At 72.2% G+C, this 23,105-nt stretch carries 20 protein-coding genes and 1 tRNA gene; 8 read left to right on the forward strand and 13 right to left on the reverse strand.

All coding sequences use genetic code 11. The features are described from left to right. Window positions 1–30: 30 nt before the first annotated feature. The 5 genes from ACIO5E_RS31325 to ACIO5E_RS31345 form a co-directional block, all read right to left on the reverse strand. Entirely contained in the window at window positions 31–1,332 is a 1,302-nt protein-coding gene (locus ACIO5E_RS31325; protein ID WP_400674354.1) for a nucleotide sugar dehydrogenase, read from the reverse strand. Beyond that, window positions 1,329–2,561, reverse strand: a complete 1,233-nt coding sequence (locus tag ACIO5E_RS31330; protein ID WP_400674355.1) for a glycosyltransferase family 2 protein — start codon at window positions 2,559–2,561, stop codon at window positions 1,329–1,331. Before ACIO5E_RS31330 ends, ACIO5E_RS31325 begins: the two co-directional genes overlap by 4 nt. 162 nt (window positions 2,562–2,723) lie before the next feature. After that, on the reverse strand, window positions 2,724–3,683 hold the full coding sequence (locus ACIO5E_RS31335; RefSeq protein WP_400674357.1) for an ATP-binding cassette domain-containing protein: 960 nt from the start codon (window positions 3,681–3,683) through the stop codon (window positions 2,724–2,726). Window positions 3,684–3,709: 26 nt separating this feature from the next. Continuing rightward, entirely contained in the window at window positions 3,710–4,474 is a 765-nt protein-coding gene (locus ACIO5E_RS31340) for an ABC transporter permease (RefSeq protein ID WP_400674559.1), read from the reverse strand. A 55-nt stretch (window positions 4,475–4,529) separates the two neighbouring features. Next, window positions 4,530–5,429: an ABC transporter permease gene (locus ACIO5E_RS31345; RefSeq protein ID WP_400674360.1), complete on the reverse strand. Its 900-nt coding sequence runs from the start codon at window positions 5,427–5,429 to the stop codon at window positions 4,530–4,532. Window positions 5,430–5,674: 245 nt separating this feature from the next. On the opposite strand from ACIO5E_RS31345, the gene ACIO5E_RS31350 reads away from it, so the two are divergent. Beyond that, window positions 5,675–8,047, forward strand: a complete 2,373-nt coding sequence (locus ACIO5E_RS31350; protein WP_400674362.1) for a transglycosylase domain-containing protein — start codon at window positions 5,675–5,677, stop codon at window positions 8,045–8,047. Between the two features lie 21 nt (window positions 8,048–8,068). Here ACIO5E_RS31350 and ACIO5E_RS31355 read toward each other — a convergent pair whose 3' ends face one another. From ACIO5E_RS31355 to ACIO5E_RS31365, 3 genes are all read right to left on the reverse strand, one after another. Then, on the reverse strand, window positions 8,069–9,247 hold the full coding sequence (locus tag ACIO5E_RS31355) for a winged helix DNA-binding domain-containing protein (protein ID WP_400674364.1): 1,179 nt from the start codon (window positions 9,245–9,247) through the stop codon (window positions 8,069–8,071). A 64-nt stretch (window positions 9,248–9,311) separates the two neighbouring features. After that, the gene (locus ACIO5E_RS31360; RefSeq protein ID WP_049655715.1) at window positions 9,312–9,614 is read right to left on the reverse strand and encodes a co-chaperone GroES; all 303 of its coding nucleotides are present in this window, start codon (window positions 9,612–9,614) and stop codon (window positions 9,312–9,314) included. Between the two features lie 216 nt (window positions 9,615–9,830). Then, complete coding sequence (locus ACIO5E_RS31365; protein ID WP_280680002.1) at window positions 9,831–10,172, reverse strand: DUF3618 domain-containing protein; 342 nt, start codon at window positions 10,170–10,172, stop codon at window positions 9,831–9,833. Window positions 10,173–10,322: 150 nt separating this feature from the next. Between ACIO5E_RS31365 and bcp the strand changes: the two genes are divergently transcribed. Next, on the forward strand, window positions 10,323–10,799 hold the full coding sequence (bcp, locus tag ACIO5E_RS31370; RefSeq protein ID WP_280680004.1) for a thioredoxin-dependent thiol peroxidase: 477 nt from the start codon (window positions 10,323–10,325) through the stop codon (window positions 10,797–10,799). A gap of 77 nt (window positions 10,800–10,876) precedes the next feature. Here bcp and ACIO5E_RS31375 read toward each other — a convergent pair whose 3' ends face one another. Continuing rightward, the gene (locus tag ACIO5E_RS31375) at window positions 10,877–13,336 is read right to left on the reverse strand and encodes a chitinase C-terminal domain-containing protein (RefSeq protein ID WP_400674367.1); all 2,460 of its coding nucleotides are present in this window, start codon (window positions 13,334–13,336) and stop codon (window positions 10,877–10,879) included. Window positions 13,337–13,604: 268 nt separating this feature from the next. Here ACIO5E_RS31375 and ACIO5E_RS31380 point away from each other — a divergent pair, with 268 nt between their 5' ends. Both ACIO5E_RS31380 and ACIO5E_RS31385 read left to right on the forward strand, forming a co-directional pair. Beyond that, entirely contained in the window at window positions 13,605–14,087 is a 483-nt protein-coding gene (locus ACIO5E_RS31380) for an HNH endonuclease signature motif containing protein (protein ID WP_400674369.1), read from the forward strand. A 61-nt stretch (window positions 14,088–14,148) separates the two neighbouring features. Further along, window positions 14,149–14,230 (forward strand) — tRNA-Leu (locus ACIO5E_RS31385). 69 nt (window positions 14,231–14,299) lie between these two features. Here ACIO5E_RS31385 and rdgB read toward each other — a convergent pair. The 4 genes from rdgB to ACIO5E_RS31405 form a co-directional block, all read right to left on the reverse strand. Beyond that, window positions 14,300–14,905: an RdgB/HAM1 family non-canonical purine NTP pyrophosphatase gene (gene rdgB, locus ACIO5E_RS31390; RefSeq protein ID WP_400674371.1), complete on the reverse strand. Its 606-nt coding sequence runs from the start codon at window positions 14,903–14,905 to the stop codon at window positions 14,300–14,302. Between the two features lie 31 nt (window positions 14,906–14,936). Then, window positions 14,937–15,326, reverse strand: a complete 390-nt coding sequence (locus ACIO5E_RS31395; RefSeq protein ID WP_400674374.1) for a hypothetical protein — start codon at window positions 15,324–15,326, stop codon at window positions 14,937–14,939. Window positions 15,327–15,486: 160 nt separating this feature from the next. Beyond that, window positions 15,487–16,212 (reverse strand): ribonuclease PH, encoded by a 726-nt coding sequence (gene rph, locus ACIO5E_RS31400; protein ID WP_400674376.1) that lies wholly within the window; start codon window positions 16,210–16,212, stop codon window positions 15,487–15,489. A 126-nt stretch (window positions 16,213–16,338) separates the two neighbouring features. Then, window positions 16,339–16,572 carry a glucose PTS transporter subunit EIIB gene (locus ACIO5E_RS31405; protein WP_030284095.1) on the reverse strand — a complete coding sequence of 78 codons (234 nt, stop codon included), beginning with the start codon at window positions 16,570–16,572 and terminating at the stop codon, window positions 16,339–16,341. Window positions 16,573–16,973: 401 nt separating this feature from the next. Between ACIO5E_RS31405 and ACIO5E_RS31410 the strand changes: the two genes are divergently transcribed. The 4 genes from ACIO5E_RS31410 to ACIO5E_RS31425 all read left to right on the forward strand — a co-directional run bounded on the left by ACIO5E_RS31410 (window position 16,974) and on the right by ACIO5E_RS31425 (window position 23,094). Continuing rightward, window positions 16,974–18,263: a PTS transporter subunit EIIC gene (locus ACIO5E_RS31410; protein WP_400674379.1), complete on the forward strand. Its 1,290-nt coding sequence runs from the start codon at window positions 16,974–16,976 to the stop codon at window positions 18,261–18,263. A gap of 773 nt (window positions 18,264–19,036) precedes the next feature. Further along, window positions 19,037–20,314 (forward strand): PTS transporter subunit EIIC, encoded by a 1,278-nt coding sequence (locus ACIO5E_RS31415; protein WP_280680016.1) that lies wholly within the window; start codon window positions 19,037–19,039, stop codon window positions 20,312–20,314. Between the two features lie 444 nt (window positions 20,315–20,758). Continuing rightward, on the forward strand, window positions 20,759–21,811 hold the full coding sequence (locus tag ACIO5E_RS31420) for an LLM class flavin-dependent oxidoreductase (protein ID WP_400674382.1): 1,053 nt from the start codon (window positions 20,759–20,761) through the stop codon (window positions 21,809–21,811). Further along, entirely contained in the window at window positions 21,808–23,094 is a 1,287-nt protein-coding gene (locus ACIO5E_RS31425; protein WP_400674385.1) for an LLM class flavin-dependent oxidoreductase, read from the forward strand. Before ACIO5E_RS31420 ends, ACIO5E_RS31425 begins: the two co-directional genes overlap by 4 nt. The last annotated feature ends 11 nt before the right edge of the window (window positions 23,095–23,105 follow it).

Genomic DNA, 23,105 nt, shown 5'->3' on the forward strand with positions numbered 1-23,105 from the left:
GCCGTCCTCTCAAGCCCCCTCGCGCTCCCCTCACGCCCCGCCCAGCACGATCCGCCGCACCCCCGCGACCGCCCACCGCTCCGGGTCCGTGCACCGCCGCCCGTCCAGCAGCACCCGCACCCCCGGCAGGTCCTCCGGCGCCAGCCCCCGGTACTCCGGGTGGTCCGCCTGGAGCACCGCAGCCGCCACCGGCTCCCCGCCGTACGGGGGCAGCCCGAGCGCCGCCAGTTCCTCGCCCCGGTACAGCGGGTCGCTGACGTACGGCCGAGCCCCCGCCGCCCGGACCGCCTCGACCAGCGGGAACACCCCCGAGTACGCGGTCTCCTTGACCCCGCCCCGGTACGCCGCCCCGAGCACCAGCACGCCCTGCCCGGCGATCCCGCCCGCCAGCGCGCCGTCCAGCACCCCGACCGCGTACCCGGGCATCTCCAGGTTGGCCTCCCGGGCGGCCCGGACGACCGTCGCGCCCGGGTCGTTCCACAGGTACAGCCGCGGGTACACCGGGATGCAGTGCCCACCGACCGCGATGCCGGGCCGGTGCAGGTGGCTGTACGGCTGCGAGTTGCACGCGTCGGCGATCTCCGCGAAGTCCACCCCGACCCGGTCGGCGTAGCGCGCGAACTGGTTGGCCAGCGCGATGTTGACGTCCCGGTAGGTGGTCTCGGCGAGCTTGGCGAACTCGGCCGCCTCCGCCGAGGCCAGCTCCCAGACGCCGTTGGGCCGGGGCAGGTCGGGGCGCGGGTCGAAGTCCAGCACCGCCCGGTAGAACTCGGCGCCGCGCCGGGTCGAGGCGGCGTCGACGCCGCCGACCAGCTTGGGGTAGCGCCGCAGGTCCGCGAAGACCCGCCCGGTGCGGACCCGCTCCGGGCTGAACACCAGCGCGAAGTCCGCGCCGGCGGCGAGCCCGGAGCCGGCCGCCAGCCGGGGAGCCCAGCGGCCCCGGGTGACGCCGACCGGCAGCGTGGTCTCGTAGCTGACCAGGGTGCCCCGGCGCAGCCCGGCGGCCACCGCGTCGGTGGCCGCGTCCAGCAGGACGAAGTCCGGGGTGCCGTCGGCGGCGGTGACCAGCGGGACGACCAGCACCACGGCCTCGGCGGCGGCGACCGCCGCCGTGGTGTCGGTGGTGGCCCGCAGCCGGCCCTCGGCGACCACCCGCTTCAGCGCCTCGTCCAGACCCGCCTCCCGGGGGAACGACGGCACGCCCTGGTTGACGCTGTGGACGACCCCGGGGGCGATGTCCGCCCCCGTCACCCGGTGCCCCTTCAGCGCGAACTGCACGGCCAGCGGCAGGCCCAGCTTGCCCAGCCCGACCACACAGACGTCCGTGCTCATCCCCGCCCTCCGTTCACCGTGTTGGCCAGCCGGCGCCACACCGGATAGCGCCGCAGCCCGCGCCGCAGCTGCACCGGCACGGCGCCGCGCCACAGCTGCTGGGCCAGGTTGAGCGGCGGGACCCCGGCCGGCAGCGGCTCCGGCTCCTCGTGCAGCAGGAAGACCTCGTCCGCCAGCCCCAGCCGGGCGTCCCGGAACGCCGGGTAGCCCGCGTAGTGCCGCCGCCCGTCCACGACCACCGGCGGGTCGCCGTGCGCGGCCTCGTACCGGATCAGGTCGCGCAGCGCCTCCGGCCTTACGGCGGCGGCGAGTTCGAGCCGCAGCCGCTCGGCGACGGGCAGCCGCGGGTAGACCGCGCGGGCGCCGAAGCGCTCGACCAGGCGGCCGACCTCGGCGCACACCTGCTGCTGGACGGCGTCGTCCAGCAGCAGGAAGTCGTCCTGGAGCAGCCGCGGCACGTCCCAGGCGAAGCTGCGGGCCCTGATCGCGTCCAACTCCTCGCCGGGCTCGGCCAGATCGGCGGCGACCTGCTGCAGCGCCGCGATCCCGCGCAGCCGGTCCAGCACCCCGGCCCGCTGGGTGACGTTGCCCCGGTCCTCGCGCAGCACCAGGAAGTAGCAGTCGTAGTCGGCGAGGACGGACACCCGGGCCGCCCGCAGACAGGCCTCCAGGGTGAACGGCTGATCCGAGAAGACCTTCAACTCCTCGTTGCGGCGCAGCCCGTGGCGCCGGATGAGGTCCATCCGGAACAGCTTGGTGTCGGCCAGCGCCCAGGCCAGCGCCGAGTCGGTGAAGCCGACGGACTCCGCGTCGGCGTGGAAGATCCCCTGCGGCACCAGCCGCCCGTTCACCCCCACCTGCTTGGGCACCAGCACGTCCGACCCCCAGGCGTCGGCCGCCGCGACCAGCCGCTCCAGCGCCTCGGCGCCGAGCCAGTCGTCCGCGCCGAGGAAGAGCACGTAGCGGCCGCGGGCCAGCGCCACGCCCCGGTTGGTGGGGGCCGCCGGGCCGCCCGAGTTGGGCTGGTGCACCACCCGGAACAGGCCGGGGTGGCGGGCGGCGTAGTCGTCCAGTACGGCCTCGCCGCCGTCCGTGGAGCCGTCGTCGACGACCACCACCTCAAGGCGCCCGGGCGCCAGGGTCTGCCCGACCAGCGAGTCCAGGCAGGCGGTGAGGTAGGGCATGGTGTTGTAGACCGCGACCACCACGGTCACATCGGGTCCGGCCATCGAGAAACGCTGCCCTCCGGTGTGCGGTTCGCCGAGCGATGCAACATCAACTCGGCCACCCGCCGGGGAGTCACGTGCCCTCCCCGGACGGGTGGCCGCAGCCGACCGGAGGTACGGCGGTCGAACGCCCGGCCGGATCGGGCGGGAGGTACCCGCCAGGCGTCAGCCGATCGCCACCTCCGCGTACATCCGCGCGATCACGTCCTCGATCGCCGGCTCGCGCACCGACAGGTCCACCAGCGGGTAGCGCTCGGCCACCGCCGCCACGATCGGCGCCGCGCTCTGCTGCGCCGGGAAGGCCAGCCACTGGCGCGGCCCCTCGACCTTCACCACCCGGGCGCCGGCCACCTCGATCGCGGGCCGGGCCTCGGCCAGGTCGACCACCAGGGTGCGCTCGCTGCGCCCGGTGGCGTGCAGCCCGTCCAGCCCGCCGTCGTAGACGACCCGGCCGTGGTCGATCACCATGACCCGGCCGCAGAGCTGCTCGATGTCGGTCAGGTCGTGGGTGGTGAGCAGCACCGTGGTGCCCCGGTCCTGGTTCACCTCGCGCAGGAACTCCCGCACCTTCCCCTTGCTGACCACGTCCAGGCCGATGGTCGGCTCGTCCAGGTAGAGCACCTGCGGGTCGTGCAGCAGCGCCGCCGCGAGGTCGCCGCGCATCCGCTGGCCGAGCGAGAGCTGCCGGACGGGGGTGTCCAGCAGTCCTTCCAGGTCGAGCAGTTCGACGCAGCGGCCGAGGTTCTCGCGATATCGCCGGTCGGGGATGCGGTAGATCCGGCGGGCGAGCTCGAAGGAGTCGCGCAGCGGCAGGTCCCACCAGAGGGTGGTGCGCTGGCCGAAGACGACGCCGATCCGGCGGGCCAGCGCGACGCGTTCGCGGGCCGGGTCCACCCCGGCGACGCGTAGCCGCCCGCCGCTGGGCACGAGGATGCCGGTGAGCATCTTGATGGTGGTCGACTTGCCGGCGCCGTTGGGGCCGATGTAGCCGACGCACTCGCCGGCCTCGACGGTGAAGCTCAGCCCGTCCACCGCGCGCACCTCGCGCTTCTCCCGGCTGAACCGGCCGGTGCGGGCCCGCACGGTGAAGGTGCGGCGGACGTCGTCGAGTTCGATCAGTGCCATGGAAGTTCCTTGCGTGGAGGGCGGGTTCAGCTGCCGGTGCCGCGGTAGGCGCGCAGTCCGGCCCGCCAGGCGAGTCCGGCGGCGGCGACGCAGAGCGCGGCGGCGAGCGGGGAGGCGAACTGGAAGGCGGTGGGCAGGCCGAGCGGGTCGGGCCGGCCGAGGACGTGCAGGGCGGGCAGCCAGTTGACGAAGGCCAGCGGGACGCCGAAGACCACGCCGGCCACCAGCTCCTTGGCGAAGATGGTCGGCGGGTAGTGCAGCAGGGTCGCGCCGCCGTAGGTGAAGGAGTTCTGGATCTCCTTGGACTCCCCCCACCAGAACTGCACGGTCGCGCCGCCGACGAAGATCGCGCCGAAGATGACGCTGCCGCAGACCAGCAGGGCGGGCACCAGCAGCACGCGGTCCCAGGTCCAGTGCACGTCCAGGGTGACCAGCGACCAGGCGAGCACCGCCAGGGCCTGGAGCGGGCGGCCGATCCGGCGCAGCGAGAAGCGTTCGGCGCACAGTTGGGCGAGCGCGGGCGCGGGCCGGATCAGCATGGTGTCCAGCGACCCGTTGACGATCCGCACGCCGAGGCCGTCGACCGAGCCGACCAGCATGTTGGCCACGCCGAGGGCGAAGGTCGCGGTGGCGTAGAGGAAGGCGATCTCCGGCAGGCGCCAGCCGCCGAGCTGGTCGGTGTGCCGGAACATCAGCACCAGCACCACGAAGTCCAGCGAGTGGGTGACCAGGCTGGCCAGCAGGTTCAGCGCGAACGAGGCCCGGTAGGCCATCATCGAGCGCATCCACATCCGGGCGCACAGCCACCAGGAGCGGACCGCCCAGCCGGTCCGGGCGAGCAGGGGCTCAGCCACCCTGCACCACCACCTTGCGGGTCGCCAGCCACTGGGCGCCCCGGCCCGCGGCGAGCAGGGCGACGGCCCAGGCGAGCTGGAAGCCGAGCGCGCCGACCAGGCCGGTGCCGGTCGCGCGCTCCAGGAACACGTCGGTCGGCACCTTCACCAGCGCCGCCCAGGGCAGCACCGGGGCGAGCTCACCGAGCAGGCCGGGGAAGAGCGCGATCGGCAGCAGCATCCCGGAGAAGAACATCGAGACCACCAGCATCACCGAGCGCACCCCCTCCGAGTCGTGCAGCCAGAAGCCGGTGATCGAGACCAGGAAGCGCAGCCCGAAGCTGACCACCACCGCGAGCAGTACCGAGAGCAGGAAGACCACCCAGGTCACCGGCTGCTCGGGCATCCGGGTGCGGAACACCAGCGCGCCGATCAGCAGCGGCACGGTGCCGCGGACCAGCAGCTGGAAGGCGGCCCGGCCGAGGTCGGTGGCCAGCCACCAGCCCTGGAAGTCGACCGGGCGGTAGAGGTCGACGGCGATGTCCCCGCTGCGGAAGCGGTCCTGGACGTCGTCCTGGAAGCCGCCGCCCCACACCGCGACGGTGACCAGCAGGGCCTGGCTGACCCAGATGTAGGTGACGGCCTGACTCTGGTCGTAGCCGCCGAGGTTGGGGCGGGCCTGCCAGAGGGCGAGGAAGGAGGAGGCCAGGATGATGCCGAAGACGGTGTTGGTGAAGGTGCCGGCCAGGGTGGCGGCCCGGTAGGTGGAGTAGCGGCGGAAGGCGCCGCGGGCGACGGCGGCGTAGAGCCCGAGCGCGGAGGCGAGCCCGGTGGGACCGAGGCCGGGGTCGGGGTCGGGGCCGGGGTCGGGAGGGCGTCCGACCTGCGCCTCCACGGGTGCGGCGTTCAGCATATTGTCTCCTTGTCGACAAATACGGGCAGGCGGGTGCCCGCAGACGTCCGCGCACGCCGCAGTGGCCCCGACCGGCCGAACCCGGGGGTACCGGGCCGAACGGGCGGAGCTGTCAGAACTGGGTGCGCTATGTGGTTTGCATCTTTCACCGTACCGCCGACGATCAGCCGCCGCACCCCGTTTTCCCACGCACGCCAAACCCGGACCGACCCCTGAGTGCCCGTCAAATAGCACATAATCGCGGCATGACCCTGAGCACCCGGCGCCAGGCCAAACGAGCCGCCCGCCGCGCGGCCCGCCGCGCCCTCCCCCGCTGGCGCCGGATCCTGCCCACCTGGCGGATCACCCTCGGCACCCTCGCCGCCGTGCTGCTCCTCGCCGTCGGCGCCTTCGCCGTGCTCTACGTCATCGTCCCGGTCCCCGACCCCAACGCCCACGCCGTCGCCCAGAACAACATCTACCTCTACGCCGACGGCACCACCGAGATCGCCCGCACCGGCGCCGTCAACCGCACCGACGTCACCATCGACCAGATCCCGCTGCAGACCCAGCACGCCGTCGTCTCCGCCGAGGACCGCACCTTCTACCGCAACCGCGGCATCGACCTGAAGGGCATGCTCCGGGCCGGCTGGAACACCCTCACCGGCAAGGGCATGCAGGGCGGCTCCACCATCACCCAGCAGTACGTCAAGAACTACTACCTGACGCAGGACAAGACCATCGAGCGCAAGGGCCGCGAACTCTTCATCGCCCTCAAGGTCGACCAGCAGCGCGACAAGCGGGACATCCTCACCGGCTACCTCAACAGCAGCTACTTCGGCCGCGGCGCCTACGGCATCCAGAGCGCCGCCCACGCCTACTACGGCGTCGACGTCTCCGCCCTCACCCTCGCCCAGGGCGCCTACCTCGCCTCCCTCCTCCAGGCCCCCAGCAGCTACGACGTCAAGACCGCCACCCCCGCCAACCGCGAGAAGGCCATCGCCCGCTGGAACTACACCCTCGACGGCATGGTCCAACTCGGCTTCCTCACCAACGCCGAACGCGCCGCCACCACCTTCCCCGAACCGAACGACCCCCAGCCCGCCACCGGCCTCTCCGGCCAGGCCGGCTACCTCGTCGGCGTCGCCGACGACTACCTCGTCTCCGCCGGCATCATCGACACCGCCACCCTCAAGGCCGGCGGCTGGCGCATCACCACCACCTTCGACAAGCCCAAGCAGGACGCCTTCAGCAAGGCCGTCCAGGACGAGCTCACCGACGAACTCGACCCCCGGACCCGCCCCACCACCGACACCGACGTCCGGGTCGCCGGCGCCTCCGTCGAACCCGCCACCGGCCGCGTCGTCGCCGTCTACGGCGGCCCCGACTACGCCAAGCAGCCCTACAACGACGCCCTGCGCCAGGACAACCAGATCGGCTCCACCTTCAAACCCATCGACCTCGCCGCCGGCCTCATCGCCCAACACGCCCTCGACGGAACGCGGATCACCCCCGACACCCACTACGACGGCACCAGCGAACGCCCCGTCACCGGTGGTCCCACCCCCTACGCGCCGCCCAACGAGGACGACATCGACTACGGCGACATCACCCTGCGCTACGCCATGGTGAAGTCCGTCAACTCCGTCTACGCCCAGGAAGGCGTCGACGCCGGCCTCGCCCGCGTCCGCGACACCGCCGTCAAACTCGGTATCCCCGACAACGTCCGCGGCATGGACCCGGCCAACACCTCGATGACCCTCGGCACCGCCACCCCCAGCGCCATCGACCTGGCCGGCGCCTACGCCACCCTCGCCAACCACGGCCAGGCGAACGCCCCGTGGTCCGTCCTCAAACTCGAACGCGTCCACACCGGCGGCGCCGTCGACGTCCCCAAGATGCCCGACCACACCCCCGTCGACGCCATCGACCGCTCCTACGCCGACGCCGTCACCGACGTCCTGCGCGACGTCATCAGCCTCCGCGGCACCGGCGCCGCCGCCCTCGACCTCGGCCGCCCCGCCGCCGGCAAGACCGGCACCACCGACTCCAACCTCTCCGCCTGGTTCGCCGGCTACACCCCCGAACTCGCCACCACCGTCGGCCTGTTCCGCGAGAACCCGAAGACCCACGCCAAGGAACCGCTGGCCGGCACCGCCGGACTCACCCGGATCAACGGCGGCACCTTCCCCACCCAGATCTGGACCGCCTACATGGCCGCCGCCCTCAACGGCACCGCCACCCAGCAGTTCGACCTGCAGACCGGCCGCGACACCCCCACCCCCAGCTACAGCCCGAGCAGCAGCGCCACCAGCACCCCCAGGCCGACCGCCCCCGTGCCCACCACCACCGCCGAGGAACCCCCCACCAGCGCCCCCGCACCCGCACCCGGCACTCCCACCCGCGCCCCCACCCGCGCCCCCAGCGCGCCCGCCCCCACCGGCGACCCCGTCCCCGACCCGACCGCCCCCAGCCCGCCGGCACCCCAGTCCACCCCCACCCAGGAGCAGCCCAGCCCCACCGCCCGACCCACCCACACCCGGCCCACCCACCCGCCCGGCACGCCCACCACCCCCGCCGCCACCAACACCCCGGCGGCGTCCGCGACACCACCGGCCAACGAGGTACCGGCCCGGTGAGCTAGGGCCTGTCCGGCGGCCCTAGCGCGCCACCAACTCCCGCTCCAGCGGCGTCCGGAACCGCGGCGTCACCCGCACCTCCCCCAACCAGCCCGCCAACCGCGCCGCCTCCCCCGCGATCGCCGCCTCGGCCTCCGCCCCGACATCACCGAACAGCCGCCACACCACCTCGCCGTCCGGGCGCTGCGCCCAGCCGCCCACCACCCGGCCGCACCACCACACCGTCGGCCCGGCATTGCCCGCCCGGTCGAACAGCGCCGGCACGTCCTCCGGCCGCAGGTACCAGTCCCGCCCCCGCCAGCCCATCACCACCGGATCCAGCGCCGGCAGCAGCGCCGCCCACGGCTCCGGCTCCGCCACCGGCCCGGCGTCCCCCGGCAGCACCAGCGCCACCACCCCGCCCGCCAGCTCCACGTCCTCGGCGCCGACGTCCGCCACCGCCCTGCGGGTGTCCCCGAGCGTCCAGCCCGTCCACCACTTCACGTCCTCGACGGTCGCCGGGCCGTACGCGGCCAGCCAGCGCCGCACCACCTCCGCCTTCGCCTCCCGCACCGGCACCTCCGGCCACTGCGGCACCGGCGCCCACGGGTAGACGCTGCTCAGCCACGACCCGCGCGGACGGCCCCGCCGCACGTGCCCGTCCGCGGCCAGCAGCCGCAGCAGCCGGCTGCCCACGCTCTGCCGGTTCTCGTACGACTTGCCCGCCGACATCAGCATCGTCTCGCGCAACTCCGGTACGTCGTCGCCGAGTTCCTTCGTCGTCGCCTCGCCGCGCCGGGCCAGGGCGGCCAGCACGGCGCGCTCCGCACCGGCCAACCGCGGCTCGTCCCAGCCCTCCGCGTGGTCCCGCAGGTGCTTGAGCAGCGTCGCCCGCTCCTTCGCGGCGATCGCGCGCGCCGTCGACGAGCTCACGTACGGCGCGAAGCCCTCCGTCACCGCGAAGATCGTCCGCCGCATCGACAGCAGCTTCACCAGCGTGACGTCCTCGTAGAGCGCCCGCTCCACCTCCGCCGCCGACGGCTCGGCCAGCCGCGCGCACGCCGACAGGTACACCGTCGCGGCGTCCGAGGCGTGCAGCCCCACCACCGCGTCCGCCACCTGTTCCACCCGCGCCACCCGCGCCGAGGGCGCCAGCAACTGCCGCCGCCCCACCCGGGCCCGCCGCTCACCCTCGCCGATCACCGGCACCCGCCTCGTCATGCCCGGACCCTAGCGCCCGCCACCGACAGTTCAGAGGTTCGGAGGTCCGAGGTATTCGGAGGTTTCAGAGGTAGAGGCCGGTCGAGCCCTCCGTGTCGCCGAAGCGGGTCGCCGCCACCGCGTGCAGGTCGCGCTCGCGCAGCAGCACGTAGGTCGCGCCGCGGACCTCGACCTCCAGCTTGTCCTCCGGGTCGTAGAGCACCCGGTCACCCGGCTCCACCGAGCGGACGCTCTGGCCCACCGCGACGGCCTCGGCCCAGGTACAGCGCTTGGACAGCTCCGCGGTCGCGGGGATGAGGATGCCGCCGGTCGAGCGGCGCTCGCCCTCGCCGCCCTCGATCCGCACCAGCACGCGGTCGTGCAGCATCCTGATCGGCAGCTTCTCGCCCAGCCGGTCGTGCCGCGACGCCTCGTACTCGGGGGCGGCGGAGGCGGGCTGCGGGGTCGGTTCGTCGTTCGTACTCACGATCCCGAAGGTACCGCCCCCGGGCGCGGAGCGTGACGCTGGGCCGGTGTGCGGAGGGCCGCCGGGCACACCGAAGGCCGGGCGCCTCCCGCGCCCGGCCCCTCGCATCGCGCCCGCTCAGCCCTTGCGACGCCTACGGACTGAGGCCACCAGCAGCACCACGCCCACGCCGACCAGCGCGGCCGGGACGATCCGCTCCCTGCGCGGCTGCCCCTTCTCGTCCACGAACTGCGCCCGCACCTTCTCCACCACGCCGTTGGCGGCCACGTACGCCCGGCCGGCCTTCTCCTCGACGGCCGCCACCGCCTTCGCCTTCACCTGGGCGCTGATCGTGCTCGGGTGGACGCGCACGGCCAGCTCGTCCAGGGTGTCCGCCAGCTGGGTGCGGGTCCGGGCGATGTCCGCCTCGATCTGGGCGGTCGTCCGCGCCGACTTGTCCTTCGTGCTCGCCTCGCCCACTCGGGCCACCCCATTCACTTACTGATGTTGTCCTGTGCGACTGACCCAGTCTGTCAGCTGCCGAGCACGGCCGCGCGGCCCCACCCACCATCGGGGGTAAGTTTGCCGTGGTACGACCGCCCGCCCCGCACGCACCAGGAGAGTCAACCCGTGAGTGAGCGTCTCCAGCCCGGCGACACCGCGCCCGCCTTCAGCCTGCCCGACGCCGACGGCAAGCAGGTGTCCCTCGCCGACCACCTGGGCCGCAAGGTCATCGTCTACTTCTACCCGGCCGCGCTCACGCCCGGCTGCACCAAGCAGGCCTGCGACTTCACCGACAACCTGGAGGTGTTCGCGGGCGCCGGCTACGACGTCATCGGCGTCTCGCCGGACAAGCCGGAGAAGCTCGGCAAGTTCCGCGAGGCCGAGGACCTCAAGGTGACCCTGGTGTCCGACCCCGACCACAAGGTGCTGGAGGCCTACGGCGCCTTCGGGGAGAAGCAGAACTACGGCCGCACCTACGTCGGCGTGATCCGCTCCACCGTGATCGTGGACGAGCAGGGCAAGGTCGAGCGCGCCCTCTACAACGTCAAGGCCACCGGGCACGTCGCCAAGCTGCTGCGCGACCTCAAGGTCGAGACCGCCTGAGACCCCGACCACGCAGCGGTGGCGGCACACCCCCGACCGGGTGCACCGCCACCGCCGTCTCTCACCTCAGGGCGGCGTCAGCACGCCCCGAGGTCGCTCCAGACACCCCACGCGCCGCCGGCCGCGGGGTCGTCGCCCTTGGTCCACCACTTGTTCTGGTAGTAGTGGCCCTTCCACCACACCTTGGTGGTGGTCGCGTAGGTGGTGCCCGCGTCCCAGCTCGGGGCGCCCGTGCAGGCGCCCGAGGTCGGGGTGGCGGTCGGGGTCGCGGTGGCCGTGGCCGTCGCGGTCGGTGAGGCCGTCGGGGAAGCCGTCGCCGTGGCGGTAGGCGTGGGGGTCGGCGTCGGGGTCGGGGTGCCGCCGTCCACCGTGCCCCGGGTCAGGTCGCCCTTGAGTCCGTACAGCGTCCCGTTCACGTTGACCGTCCAGTTCGACGGGGTCGAGACCGGCAGGTAGTAGACGAAGTCCAGGTCCACCGAGGCGCCCGGCGCCAGCGACTGCCAGCCCGGCAGCTTGACCGACACCCGGTTGTAGGTGCCCTTCAGGCCGCCCACGTTGCCCGGACCGGGGTTGTCCTGCCGGATGACCTGGAGGCCGAAGCCGGACTGGTCCTTGGCGTTGCCCGGAGCCGAGTTGCCGTAGTCGAACTGGAACTCGGTGCCGCCCGGCAGGGTCGTCGTCGAGTTGTTGACGATGTGGATCTTCGGGTTGATCGGGTAGTTCGAGTCCCCCAGCGCGAAGTTGGTGAACGACACGTCGATCGGCAGGGTCTGCTGCGGCAACGTGATCGTCGAACGGGTCGCGCCGTACGGCGTGGCCGCCTTGAACTTGTCGTACATCAGCGAGGTCAGCGTCGAGCCCGGCACGTACTCGCCCTTGCCGCCGTTGGCGGCCGCGTCCCACGTGTAGTCGCCCGCGAGCTCCCAGATCATCGCGCCGCCGGCGCCCTGGTTGACGATGTAGTCCGCCTTGGCGCCCACCGACTGCTCGTCCTCGGTGGAGAGGAACACCTTCTTGGCGTCGTTCCACAGCCACGGCGCCACCAGGGCGCTGCTGTAGTTGCGGGCGTAGGTGCCCTGCAGCGCGGTGTCGCTCACGCCGTACTTGGCCAGGTAGTCGGGCAGGATGCCCTTCTCCAGGTTCTTCGCGTGCCACATCGGGTTCGACCCGGCCGGGGACTCCTTGCCCGCGTCGTCCTTGTCGTTCCAGATGTTGTCGATGCCGACCGCGCCGTCACCGCAGGAGGTCAGGCCGGAGCCGACCGGGCAGGTGGTCGCCGCGGCCGTGCCCCAGAGGCCGTTGGTGCCGCCGGTGACGTTCTTGAAGCCGCGGGTGTAGTACGGCAGGCCGACGTTGATCCGGCCGCCCGGCATCGCGCCGCGGAAGTAGTGGTACGACCAGTCGGCGTTCAGGTAGCCGATGCCGCCGTACTGGCCGGTGCCGTACACGTTGGCCGCCGCCAGCTCGCCGTCCTTGCCGTCGTCGAACAGCGAGGCGTTCGGGCCGACGTACTTGTTCCAGGCGCCGTGCAGGTCGTACGACATGATGTTGACGTAGTCCAGGTACTGAGCCACCTGGAAGGTCTCCATGCCGCGCAGCAGGTAGCCGGACGACGGGGCCGCGACCGACAGCAGGTAGTGCCTGCCGTCGGCGGCGCCGGCCCGGTCCAGGTTCTCGCGCAGCGTCTTCATCAGCGCCGCGTAACCCTTCGCCAGCGAACCGCGCTTGGAGTTGGCGAGCTGCCAGTCCAGCGGGTTGCCGGCGTCCTTCATCGAGGTCGGGTACTCGTAGTCGATGTCGACGCCGTTGAAACCGTACTTGCGGATGAAGTCGACGGACGAGGCCGCGAAGGTGTCGATGCCGGCCTGGTTGACGCTGCCGTCCGGGTTGACGGTCATCGAGTAGAAGCCGCCGGTGTTGACGCGCCTGCCGTCGTCCCCGAAGTAGCCGCCGGTCTCGGTCCAACCGCCCACCGAGATCAGGGTCTTGACGTTCGGGTACTGCTTCTTGAACTTCGTCAGCAGGTTGAAGTGGCCCTTGTAGGGCAGCGTCGGGTCCAACTCGGCGCCGGGCACGCCCGGGAAGGAGATCCCGGTGGCCTCGTTGGTCGGGCCGTCGGTGCCGACCGAGAGCTTGTTGTCGCCGCCGACGTGGCCGAACGCGTAGTTCAGATGGGTGACCTTGTCCCAGGGGATGTCGTTCACCAGGTAGGGCTGGTCGCCGTTCTTGCCGGTGCGCCAGCCGGTGAAGTAGCCGATGATGCGGCGCTGGTGGTCCGCGCCCATCTTCTCGCGGCCACCGGTGTCGTAGACGGAGCAGTACGGGACGTCCGCTCCGGGCGTCTGGTACAGGCCGTCGGGGCGACAGGCCCCGTTGTCGACGGTCGCGGACGCCTGCGAGGGCGCCGCGCCCAGCGTCGCCAGCAGCAGGCCGGCCAGGCCGGCCGCCGCCAGCGAGGCCACGCCCGCCCGGGCGGCCGGGCTCTTGCGGCGGTGGGCGGCGGTGGGACGCCGCTGCGCCGTGCTTCGGATCAACACTCGGTCCTCCGGGAGAGAGTGTCGGCGCGTGCCTGTGGGGGAGCACGCACGTGGGGGATTGCAATTGGCGCCGAAGCTATGTGGTCTGAACCACATAGGTCAATAGGTCTGTACCAATTGGTCATCAAACCCAAAACCCCGCCGGTCACCCCACCGACGACAACAAGTCACCCCCTGGCCGAAACCCCGTCACCCGCAACCGAATCCCCCGCCGATCGCCGCCCCACCCGGGAGAGGGGCGAACGACTGCCCCGAGGGGGGAACACCCGTGTTGGTCAACTACACCCGCGAACTACTCACGACGATCGCGGCCACCGCCACCTCGCTCGACGAGATGCTGACCGCACTCGGCCGCGAGCCGAACCGCGATCGGCGCAAGTACCTTCGCCGCAAGCTCGCCGAGTACGGGATCGACACCTCGCACTTCACCGGCCAGGCCCACCATCGCGGCACGCGGTCGCCCCGGCGAATCACCCCGGAGGAGGTCCTCGTCCAGCGCCCTCGGGAGGCCAAGCGGATTCCGGGCCTGCGCATCCGCCAGGCCCTCTCCGAGCTCGGCCGACCCGAGCTGTGCGAAGGCTGCGGCACCGGGCCGGAATGGCAGGGGCGTCCACTCACTCTGGAGGTCGACCACGTCAACGGCGACTGGTCGGACAGCCGGCCGGGCAACCTCCGGCTGCTCTGCCCGAACTGCCACGCCGTCACTCCGACGTACTGTCGGCGGAAGAAGAGCAACCTCCGCGCTCTGTGACTACGGAAACGAAGGTGCCAGCCGTTCCACGGGACCAGTAACATGATGGCCAGCAGGACAAGCGGCCGTGGCGCAGTGGCGACGCAGACGGTTTAGGTCCGTTGGCCCGTGAGGGCTTGAGGGTTCGAATCCCTTCGGCCGCACCGAGTATGCCTTCAAATCGAAGGGCCCGACCGGATAGAGGAATTCCGGTCGGGCCCTTCGGTTTTCCCTCAGCCCAGGAGGTCCTTCACCACCGGGGCCAGGGCGCGGAAGGCGTGGCCGCGGTGGCTGATGGCGTTCTTCTCGGCGGGGGTGAGTTCGGCGCAGGTGCGGGTCTCGCCGAGGGGCTGGAGGATCGGGTCGTAGCCGAAGCCGCCGTCGCCGGAGGGGGCGGTACGCAGGGTGCCGAGGAGGCGGCCCTCGACGACGCGCTCGGTGCCGTCGGGGAGGGCGAGGGCGGCGGCGCAGAAGAAGTGGGCGCCGCGGTGCGGGTCGGCGATGTCGGAGAGCTGGGCGAGCAGCAGGTCGAGGTTGGCGCGGTCGTCGCCGTGCTTCCCGGCCCAGCGGGCGGAGAAGATGCCGGGGGCGCCGTTGAGGACGTCGACGCAGAGGCCGGAGTCGTCGGCGACGGCGGGCAGGCCGGTGGCGCGGGCGAGGGCGTGGGCCTTGAGGAGGGCGTTCTCGGCGAAGGTGACGCCGGTCTCGGGGACGTCCGGGATCTCGGGGTAGGCGTCGGCGCCGACGAGTTCGACGTCCAGGCCGGCCTCGCCGAGGATGGCGCGGAGTTCGGCGACCTTGTGCTGGTTACGGGTGGCGAGGATCAATCGGGTGGACATATCGCCCACCCTATCCGGAGCCGTCCGGGCGTCAGCCGGTGCAGACCGAGGTGAGGTTGCCGGCCGCGTCGCCGAGCGGCTTGAGGTCGGGGACCTCCTTCTTGTCGACGGCCTGCTGGACCTTGTCGGCCTGCTTCTGCAGGTCGGCGACGGCCTTGGCGACGTCGGTGTTCTTGGAGTTCCTGCCGACCTGGTCGAGGTCGTTCTTCAGCTTCTGCAGCGCCTTCCCGGCGGCCGCCGAGTCGTTGCTCGCGTTGCCGTAGGCGCTGGTGACGTCGGCGAGGTCGCCGGTGATCCTGACCGCCGTGTTCCCGCAGTCGATCGCCTTCTGCGCCGCGGAGCAACTGACCATGCTGAGTGGGAGGATCGCGATCAGGCCGGCCACGGCGAGAGCGGCGGGACGGGCGATGCTCGACGGCATCCGGACCTCCTGTGGGGCGCGCGGGTTCCGTGGGACGGGACGCGCGCCGGGGGGTGCGCGGTTCCCGCAGCAGGGGTGCTGCGGGAACCGTACGGGTTCGGGGCCCGGCCTGTACAGCAGCGCGTACACCCGGTTCCACGGCGCCGTGGGCCGAACGGGTTCAGCCCTCCAGGGCCTTGCGCTGGATCTCGTCGAGCTCGGCGCAGCCGAGGGTGCCGAGGTCGAGCAGCCGGTCGAGCAGGGCACGGTCGAAGGGGGCGCCTTCGGCGGTGCCCTGGACCTCGACGAAGCGGCCGTCGGAGGTACAGACGATGTTCATGTCGGTCTCGGCGCGGACGTCCTCCTCGTACTGGAGGTCGAGCATCGGGACGCCGTCGATGATGCCGACGCTGACCGCGCTGACGCCGCCGGTGATGGGCTGGCCCTTGGCGCGCAGGAGCTTCTTGTCGCGGGCCCAGGCGACGGCGTCGGCGAGGGCGACGTAGGCGCCGGTGATGGCTGCGGTGCGGGTGCCGCCGTCGGCCTGGAGGACGTCGCAGTCGAGGACGATGGTGTTCTCGGCGAGGGCGCGGTGGTCGACGACGGCGCGCAGCGAGCGGCCGATGAGCCGGCTGATCTCGTGGGTGCGGCCGCCGATGCGGCCCTTGACGGCCTCGCGGTCGCCGCGGGTGTTGGTGGCGCGCGGGAGCATGGAGTACTCGGCGGTGACCCAGCCTTCGCCGCTGCCCTTGCGCCAGCGGGGGACGCCCTCGGTGACGCTGGCGGTGCACAGCACCTTGGTGTCGCCGTAGGAGATGAGGACGGATCCTTCGGCGTGCTTGCTCCAGCCCCGTTCGATGGTGATGGGGCGGAGCTGGTCGGGGGTGCGGCCGTCGATGCGTGACATAGGCACTGAGCGTAGTCGCTCGGGGTGGGTGTCCCGGCTGCGGCTCGGGCGGTCGCGGTACGCCTCGGCCCGCCGTTCCCCGGTGGGGCGGCGGGCCGTGGGGTGGGGTGAGCCTGGTGGCTCAGCTCACATCATGTCCTCGATGTCGGCGGCGATCGGGTCGGCGTCGGTGCCGATGACGACCTGGATCGCGGTGCCCATCTTGACGACGCCGTGGGCGCCGGCGGCCTTGAGGGCGGCCTCGTCGACCAGGGCGGCGTCCTTGACCTCGGTGCGCAGGCGGGTGATGCAGCCCTCGACCTCTTCGATGTTGTCGATCCCGCCCAGACCGGCGACGATCTTCTCAGCCTTGCTGGCCATCTGATTTCTCCCTCTGTCTCGGCCCGCCGGCCGCTCTGCCGGGTGCCGTCCTGCGCTGTGCTGGGGTGTCCGCCGGCCGGTGGCCGGCGAGGTCGAGTGCCGGTGCTGACGCGGGTTCAGCTGCGGTCGTGCTGCCGGGCAGCGCGACAAGCATGACCCGCTCCGGTCCGATCTGCCACGTTAGTCCACTTTTGGCCCAGCCCGGCGCGCGCGGTCCCGACCGTCGCCAGAGGATGACGATCAGCGGGGTTCGCGCCCGGCGTGCGACCTGCGTCCCAAAGTGGTCTACACCAATATATGTGTACTCCGATGAACGCGGAAAGGACCCCGGGTGTTCCAGGGCCCTGTCCGAGGGTCTCGCGAGGGGCCACCGGCCGGCAACTGCTCCCGGAGGGCGACGGATGAGTTCGGCAGGCGCCACGGCCCCGCAGAAAGTGTGGTGGCACTCCTTCTACGGCGGCCTCCAGAAGATGGGACGCTCGCTCCAGCTGCCGGTGGCGGTGCTGCCCGCGGCCGGCATCCTCAACCGGCTCGGCCAGCCCGACGTCTTCGGCAAGGACGGCCTCGGCTGGACCGACGTCGCGAAGGTCTTCGCCTCGGCCGGCGGCGCCCTGCTGGACTCCTCGTTCGGCCTGCCGATGCTGTTCTGCGTCGGCGTCGCGATCGGCATGGCGAAGAAGGCCGACGGTTCGACCGCACTGGCGGCGGTGGTCGGATTCCTCGTGTACTACAGGGTGCTGCACGCCTTTCCTGAGCACTGCAAGCCGCCGACGGTGCTGGTCGGCGACCAGTGCGTGGACTACGGCTCCGCGAAGGCGGCGGCCGCGACGTTCCAGAACCCGGGCGTGCTGGGCGGCATCCTGATCGGCCTGATGTCCGCCTGGCTCTGGGTCCGGTTCCACCGCACCAGGTTGGTGGACTGGCTGGGCTTCTTCAACGGTCGCCGCCTGGTACCCATGATCACGGCCCTCGTCGGCATGGCCACCGCCTGCATCGCGCTCGGGGTCTGGCCGCCGATCGGCCGCGGGCTCAACGACTTCAGCCAGACCCTGGCCGACCTGGGCGCGGGCGGCGCCGGCATCTTCGGCCTGTTCAACCGCGCACTGCTGCTGATCGGCATGCACCAGCTGCTGAACACCTTCGTCTGGTTCCAGTTCGGCGAGTTCATCAAGCCGGACGGCACCATCGTGCACGGCGACATCCCGCGCTTCCTGGCGGGCGACCCGACGGCCGGCCAGTTCCAGTCCGGATTCTTCCCCATCATGATGTTCGCGCTGCCGGCCGCCGGCCTGGCGATCGCGCACGCGGCGAAGCCGCACCGCCGCAAGGAGATCTACGGCCTGATGCTCTCGGTCGGCCTGACCTCCTTCGTGACGGGCGTCACCGAACCGCTGGAGTACTCCTTCGCCTACATCGCCCCGGCCCTGTACGGCGTGCACGCGGTGCTGACGGGCGTCTCGATGGCGGTGACCTGGGGGCTCGGGGTGCACGACGGCTTCAGCTTCTCGGCCGGCCTGATCGACTACGTGATCAACTGGGGGCTGGCCACCAAACCGTGGCTGATCATCCCCATCGGGCTCTGCTTCGCCGTGGTGTACTACGCGCTCTTCCGGTTCATCATCATCAAATTCGACCTGAAAACACCGGGGCGGGAGGACGAGAGCGAGGTCGAGGACGTCACCAAGGTCTGAAACCGAGCGCCATCCGGCATCACCCGCAATGGCCTCCGAACCCGTCGGTCCGGGGGCCTTCGGCATTTCCGGAAACGACCGACGGCCCGACCTGAAAACAATTCCGATATCGACCGCGCGCATTCCCGGGCCGGGCCACCCACCGGGCCGGGTGGGGTCGTCGGCGCCCGCGCCGCCCGGTCCGGGCACCTCCGGAGGGGCGGGGCCGGGGTGGCACCGGGGTGGGGGCGTGGCATCGCCGGGGGTTTTACGACACCGCCGCTCCCGACCGCCCCGCACCGGTTCCCGAATGCCTTCTTCCAGGTTCCGGTCCGTTTTCCGGTCCGCGCCCACCCCGATCGCGACGTTCGACCCCGCCGGCCGCCACCGCTCCGATCGCTCGCGCCGTCCGGCCCGAGCGCCGCGAGGTCGTCCCGGGGCGACGGCGGTCGCCCCCGCCGTCCGATCCGACTCCACCCGGCCGAGGACCCCACACCCCGCCCGTTCGCCCACCTCCGGACCCCGCCCCGGAGCCCGGTCCCGCAGCCGCGAGCGGGGCCCGGGCCTTTTGTTGCGCAAATAGCCAAAATCCCAATCACGGCGGTAATCATGATCGCCGTTCCACACCTAGGTTTCGATTTCATAGCACTTCCCGGCGGTGGCCCTTTCCGGGGTTCCCCCCCTTCTCCACCCGTGCTACAAAACTGGTCTACACCACACGTGGTGTAGACCAGTTCGCGGTTCGGCCCCCTGTGCCCCTCCCCCGACCGCCATGCCGTTAGGAAGCCCACCCCATGAGTCAGTCAGCGCAGGCACCGGCGCCCGCCACGGCTCCGGCCACGCCAAGCCCCGCCAAGAAGTTCGGCCAGAACCTCCTGCAGGGCCTGCAGAAGATCGGCCGCAGCCTCCAGCTGCCCATCGCCGTGCTCCCCGCCGCCGGTCTGCTGATGCGCCTCGGCCAGGACGACGTGTTCGGCAAGGACGGCCTCGGCTGGGACAAGGTCGCCGCGGTGTTCAACACCGCCGGCAGCGGGGTCTTCGACAACCTCCCGCTGCTGTTCGCGGTGGGCATCGCGATCGGCTTCGCCAAGAAGGCGGACGGCTCCACCGCCCTCGCCGCCCTGGTCGGCTTCCTGGTCTACAAGAACGTGCTGACCGCGTTCCCGATCACCGAGGGCCACATCGCCGACGGCAAGTGGGTCGCCCCGACCTACCAGAACCCGGGCGTGCTCGGCGGCATCGTGATCGGCCTGCTGGCCGCCGTGCTGTGGCAGAAGTACCACCGCACCAAGCTGGTCGACTGGCTCGGCTTCTTCAACGGCCGCCGTCTGGTGCCGATCCTGATGGCCTTCGTCGGCACCGCCGTCGGCGTGGTGTTCGCCCTGGCCTGGGGCCCGGTCGGCGACGCCATCAAGAGCCTGAACGACACCCTGATCGGTGCCGGCGCGCTCGGCGCGGGCGCCTTCGGCCTGGTCAACCGCGGTCTGCTGCCGGTCGGCATGCACCAGTTCGTGAACTCCTACGCCTGGTTCCAGACCGGTGACTTCACCAAGGCCGACGGCACGGTCGTGCACGGCGACATCCCGCGCTTCTTCGCCGGCGACCCGACCGCCGGCCAGTTCATGTCGGGCTTCTTCCCGATCATGATGTTCGCGCTGCCCGCCGCCGCGCTGGCGATCGCCCACGCCGCCAAGCCGCACCGCCGCAAGGCCGTCCTCGGCATGATGATGTCGCTGGCCCTGACCTCCTTCGTCACCGGTGTCACCGAGCCGATCGAGTTCGCCTTCGTCTTCATCGCACCGGCCCTGTACGTCATCCACGCGGTGCTCACCGCCGTCTCGATGGCCGTCACCTGGGCGCTCGGCGTGCACGACGGCTTCACCTTCTCGGCCGGTCTGATCGACTACGCGCTGGCCTGGAGCAAGGCCACCGACCCGTGGATGATCATCCCGATCGGACTGGTCTTCGCCGCGCTGTACTACTTCCTCTTCCGCTTCGCGATCACCAAGTTCAACCTCAAGACCCCCGGTCGCGAGGACGACGACGAGATCGAGGACGTGACCAAGGCCTGAGGCCCCGCCCGTCCGCACACCACGACCCCGCCCCGCCGCCGCTCCCCCAGCGGCGGGGCGGGGTCGTCGCGTATCCCGATCCGGCGTGGGGCCGTCAGGTGTCCCGATCCAGGTCGGCGGGGACAGCGGTCGCGGCGGGAACGGCGGTTGACGAACCGGCGGGGGCACTGGTCAACTGAAGCGGTGAACGCCTCGTGCCCGCTGGTGACCCGCAGCCACATCGACTTCGGTCGCGTGTGGTCCGCGGCGTGTCGCGGCTGAACCGACCGTTCCCCCCGCCGCCGCCCGGCTGACGTCCCGCCCGGCGCCGCTCCTCCCCTCCCGCCCGCGCGGGCCCCGCCCGCCTCCGGGCCGTCACCGCGCGGCCGCACACACCCGCACACCCCTGTGCGCGTCCGACGGCGTCGCCCGCACGCGTCCGCACGAGGAAAGTCAGGCCTCTCCATGCCCCGCCCACTGCACCTCTCCGCCGCCCTGGACAGCCCCGGCCACGTCGACGCCGGGCACTACGCCGCCCTCGCCCGCCTCGCCGAACGGGCCGCCCTCGACTTCGTCACCCTCGACGACTCCTTCACTCCCGAACCGCGCCGCCCCGACGCCCTCGCCACCCTCGCCCGGATCGCCCCGCTGACCGAGCGGGTCGGGCTGGTGCCGACCGTCACCACCACCCACACCGAGCCGTTCCACACCTCGATCTCGGTCAACACCCTGGACTGGGTGAGCCGGGGCCGGGCCGGCTGGTTGGTCGGCGTCTCCGCGACCGAGGCCGAGGCGAAGGCCTTCGGCCGCCGCCCGACCGCCCCCGCCGACGCGCTCTGGGCCGAGGCTGCCGACGCCGCCGAGGTCGCCGCCCGGCTCTGGGACAGCTGGGAGGACGACGCGGAGATCCGCGACGCCGCCACCGGGCGGTTCATCGACCGCGACAAGCTGCACTACATCGACTTCGAGGGCGCGCACTTCTCCGTCCGCGGCCCGTCCATCACCCCGCGCCCGCCGCAGGGCCGCCCGGTCGTCGCGGTGCCGGTGACCGCCGCCGACCTCGCCCCGGACGCCTCCCCCGGCGGGCGGGCCCGGGTCTCGACGGCGATCCGGTACGCGGACGTCGTGCTGCTCGACGCCCCCGACCACACCGCCCGGCTGAGCGCCGCCACCGAACTGCGGCTGCGCGCCGGGGAGCACCTGCGCATCCTCGCCCGGACCGAGGCCGCCCTGCCCGACGCCGCCGCCGTCGAGCGTCTGCTCGCCGAGCTCGCCGCCACCGGTGCCGGGGTCGACGGCTTCCACCTCGTCCCCGCCGACCCGGGACGCGACCTGGCCGCGCTCGCCGAGCGGGTCGTCCCGATCCTGTGTGCCGAGGGGCTGTTCCGCGCCGGGTACGCCGGCCGCACCCTGCGCGACCACCTCGGCCTGGCCCGCCCGGCCAGCCGCTACGCCGCCGGCCCTGCCACCGCTACCGACTCCACCGGCCCCGCAGCTCTCGCCGAGGTGACCCGATGACGGACCGCCCGCTCAAGCAGATCCACCTCGCCGCGCACTTCCCGGGCGTCAACAACACCACGGTGTGGAGCGACCCGGCCTCCGGCAGCCACATCGAGTTCGACTCCTTCCGCCACCTCGCCGAAACCGCCGAGCGCGGGAAGTTCGACTTCCTCTTCCTCGCCGAGGGCCTGCGGCTGCGCGAGAACAAGGGCCGCATCCACGACCTGGACGTGGTCGGCCGCCCCGAGTCGATCACCGTGCTGAACGCGCTGGCCGCCGTCACCACCCGCCTCGGGCTGGCCGCCACCGTCAACGCCACCTTCAACGAGCCGTACGAACTGGCCCGCCGCTTCGCCTCGTTGGACCACCTCTCCGGCGGACGCGCGGCCTGGAACGTGGTCACCTCCTCGGACGCCTTCACCGGGGAGAACTTCCGCCGCGGCGGCTACCTCGACCGCGCCGACCGCTACACCCGGGCCGCCGAATTCGTCCAGTTGGCACGGGAGTTCTGGGACGGCGGTGAGGAGACCGTCCGGCACCAGGGCCCGCAGTTCGACGTCGAGGGCCGGCTCTCGCTGCCCCGCCCACCCCAGGGCCACCCGGTGGTCATCCAGGCCGGGGACTCCGACGAGGGCCGGGAGTTCGCCGCCGCGACCGCCGACGTCGTCTTCAGCCGGCACTCCACCCTCGCCGACGGCCAGGCCTTCCACGCGGACGTCAAACGCCGGCTCGCCGCGTACGGCCGCAAGCCGGACGAGCTGAAGATCATGCCCGGCGTCACCTTCACCCTCGGCGACACCGACGCCGAGGCCGCCGAACTCGCCGCCGAGACCCGCCGGGCCCAGGTCGGACCGCAGACCGCGATCGCCTTCCTGGAACAGGTCTGGGGCATCGATCTGTCCGACCACGACCCGGATGGCCCGCTGCCCGCCGTCGACCCCGACCCCGGCAGCGCCCTGGCCCAGGGCCGGGTCCGGATCGGCGACCCGCCGGCCATCGCCGCCACGTGGCGGGCGCTGGCGACCGAGAAGAAGCTCACCAGCCGCGAGCTGGTCATCGAGGTGACCGGCCGACAGTCCTTCATCGGCTCCCCCGCGACGGTCGCCGGGCAGATCGACTTCTTCGTGCAGAACGACGCGGCGGACGGCTTCATCCTCGTCCCCCACCTGACCCCGGGCGGCCTCGACACCTTCGTCGACCGCGTGGTGCCGCTGCTCCAGGAACGCGGGGTGTTCCGCACCGACTACAGCGGGACGACCCTGCGCGACCACCTCGGCCTCCCGGCCCCCGGCCGGCGCTGACACCAGCCGGC

Source organism: Kitasatospora sp. NPDC087314 (assembly GCF_044744365.1).
In the GTDB taxonomy this organism is placed as follows: domain Bacteria; phylum Actinomycetota; class Actinomycetes; order Streptomycetales; family Streptomycetaceae; genus Kitasatospora.

Excerpts from the sequence above, each read along its gene's own strand:
- ACIO5E_RS31330 (WP_400674355.1), bottom strand. The coding sequence starts at position 2,561 with ATGGCCGGACCCGATGTGACCGTGGTGGTCGCGGTCTACAACACCATG.
- ACIO5E_RS31355 (WP_400674364.1), bottom strand. The coding sequence starts at position 9,247 with ATGACGAGGCGGGTGCCGGTGATCGGCGAGGGTGAGCGGCGGGCCCGG.
- ACIO5E_RS31350 (WP_400674362.1), top strand. The coding sequence starts at position 5,675 with ATGACCCTGAGCACCCGGCGCCAGGCCAAACGAGCCGCCCGCCGCGCG.
- ACIO5E_RS31425 (WP_400674385.1), top strand. The coding sequence starts at position 21,808 with ATGACGGACCGCCCGCTCAAGCAGATCCACCTCGCCGCGCACTTCCCG.
- ACIO5E_RS31325 (WP_400674354.1), bottom strand. The coding sequence starts at position 1,332 with ATGAGCACGGACGTCTGTGTGGTCGGGCTGGGCAAGCTGGGCCTGCCG.
- ACIO5E_RS31410 (WP_400674379.1), top strand. The coding sequence starts at position 16,974 with ATGAGTTCGGCAGGCGCCACGGCCCCGCAGAAAGTGTGGTGGCACTCC.
- rdgB (WP_400674371.1), bottom strand. The coding sequence starts at position 14,905 with ATGTCCACCCGATTGATCCTCGCCACCCGTAACCAGCACAAGGTCGCC.
- ACIO5E_RS31405 (WP_030284095.1), bottom strand. The coding sequence starts at position 16,572 with ATGGCCAGCAAGGCTGAGAAGATCGTCGCCGGTCTGGGCGGGATCGAC.
- ACIO5E_RS31345 (WP_400674360.1), bottom strand. The coding sequence starts at position 5,429 with ATGCTGAACGCCGCACCCGTGGAGGCGCAGGTCGGACGCCCTCCCGAC.
- ACIO5E_RS31415 (WP_280680016.1), top strand. The coding sequence starts at position 19,037 with ATGAGTCAGTCAGCGCAGGCACCGGCGCCCGCCACGGCTCCGGCCACG.
- ACIO5E_RS31395 (WP_400674374.1), bottom strand. The coding sequence starts at position 15,326 with ATGCCGTCGAGCATCGCCCGTCCCGCCGCTCTCGCCGTGGCCGGCCTG.
- ACIO5E_RS31360 (WP_049655715.1), bottom strand. The coding sequence starts at position 9,614 with ATGCTGCACGACCGCGTGCTGGTGCGGATCGAGGGCGGCGAGGGCGAG.
- ACIO5E_RS31335 (WP_400674357.1), bottom strand. The coding sequence starts at position 3,683 with ATGGCACTGATCGAACTCGACGACGTCCGCCGCACCTTCACCGTGCGG.
- ACIO5E_RS31420 (WP_400674382.1), top strand. The coding sequence starts at position 20,759 with ATGCCCCGCCCACTGCACCTCTCCGCCGCCCTGGACAGCCCCGGCCAC.
- rph (WP_400674376.1), bottom strand. The coding sequence starts at position 16,212 with ATGTCACGCATCGACGGCCGCACCCCCGACCAGCTCCGCCCCATCACC.
- ACIO5E_RS31340 (WP_400674559.1), bottom strand. The coding sequence starts at position 4,474 with ATGTGGATGCGCTCGATGATGGCCTACCGGGCCTCGTTCGCGCTGAAC.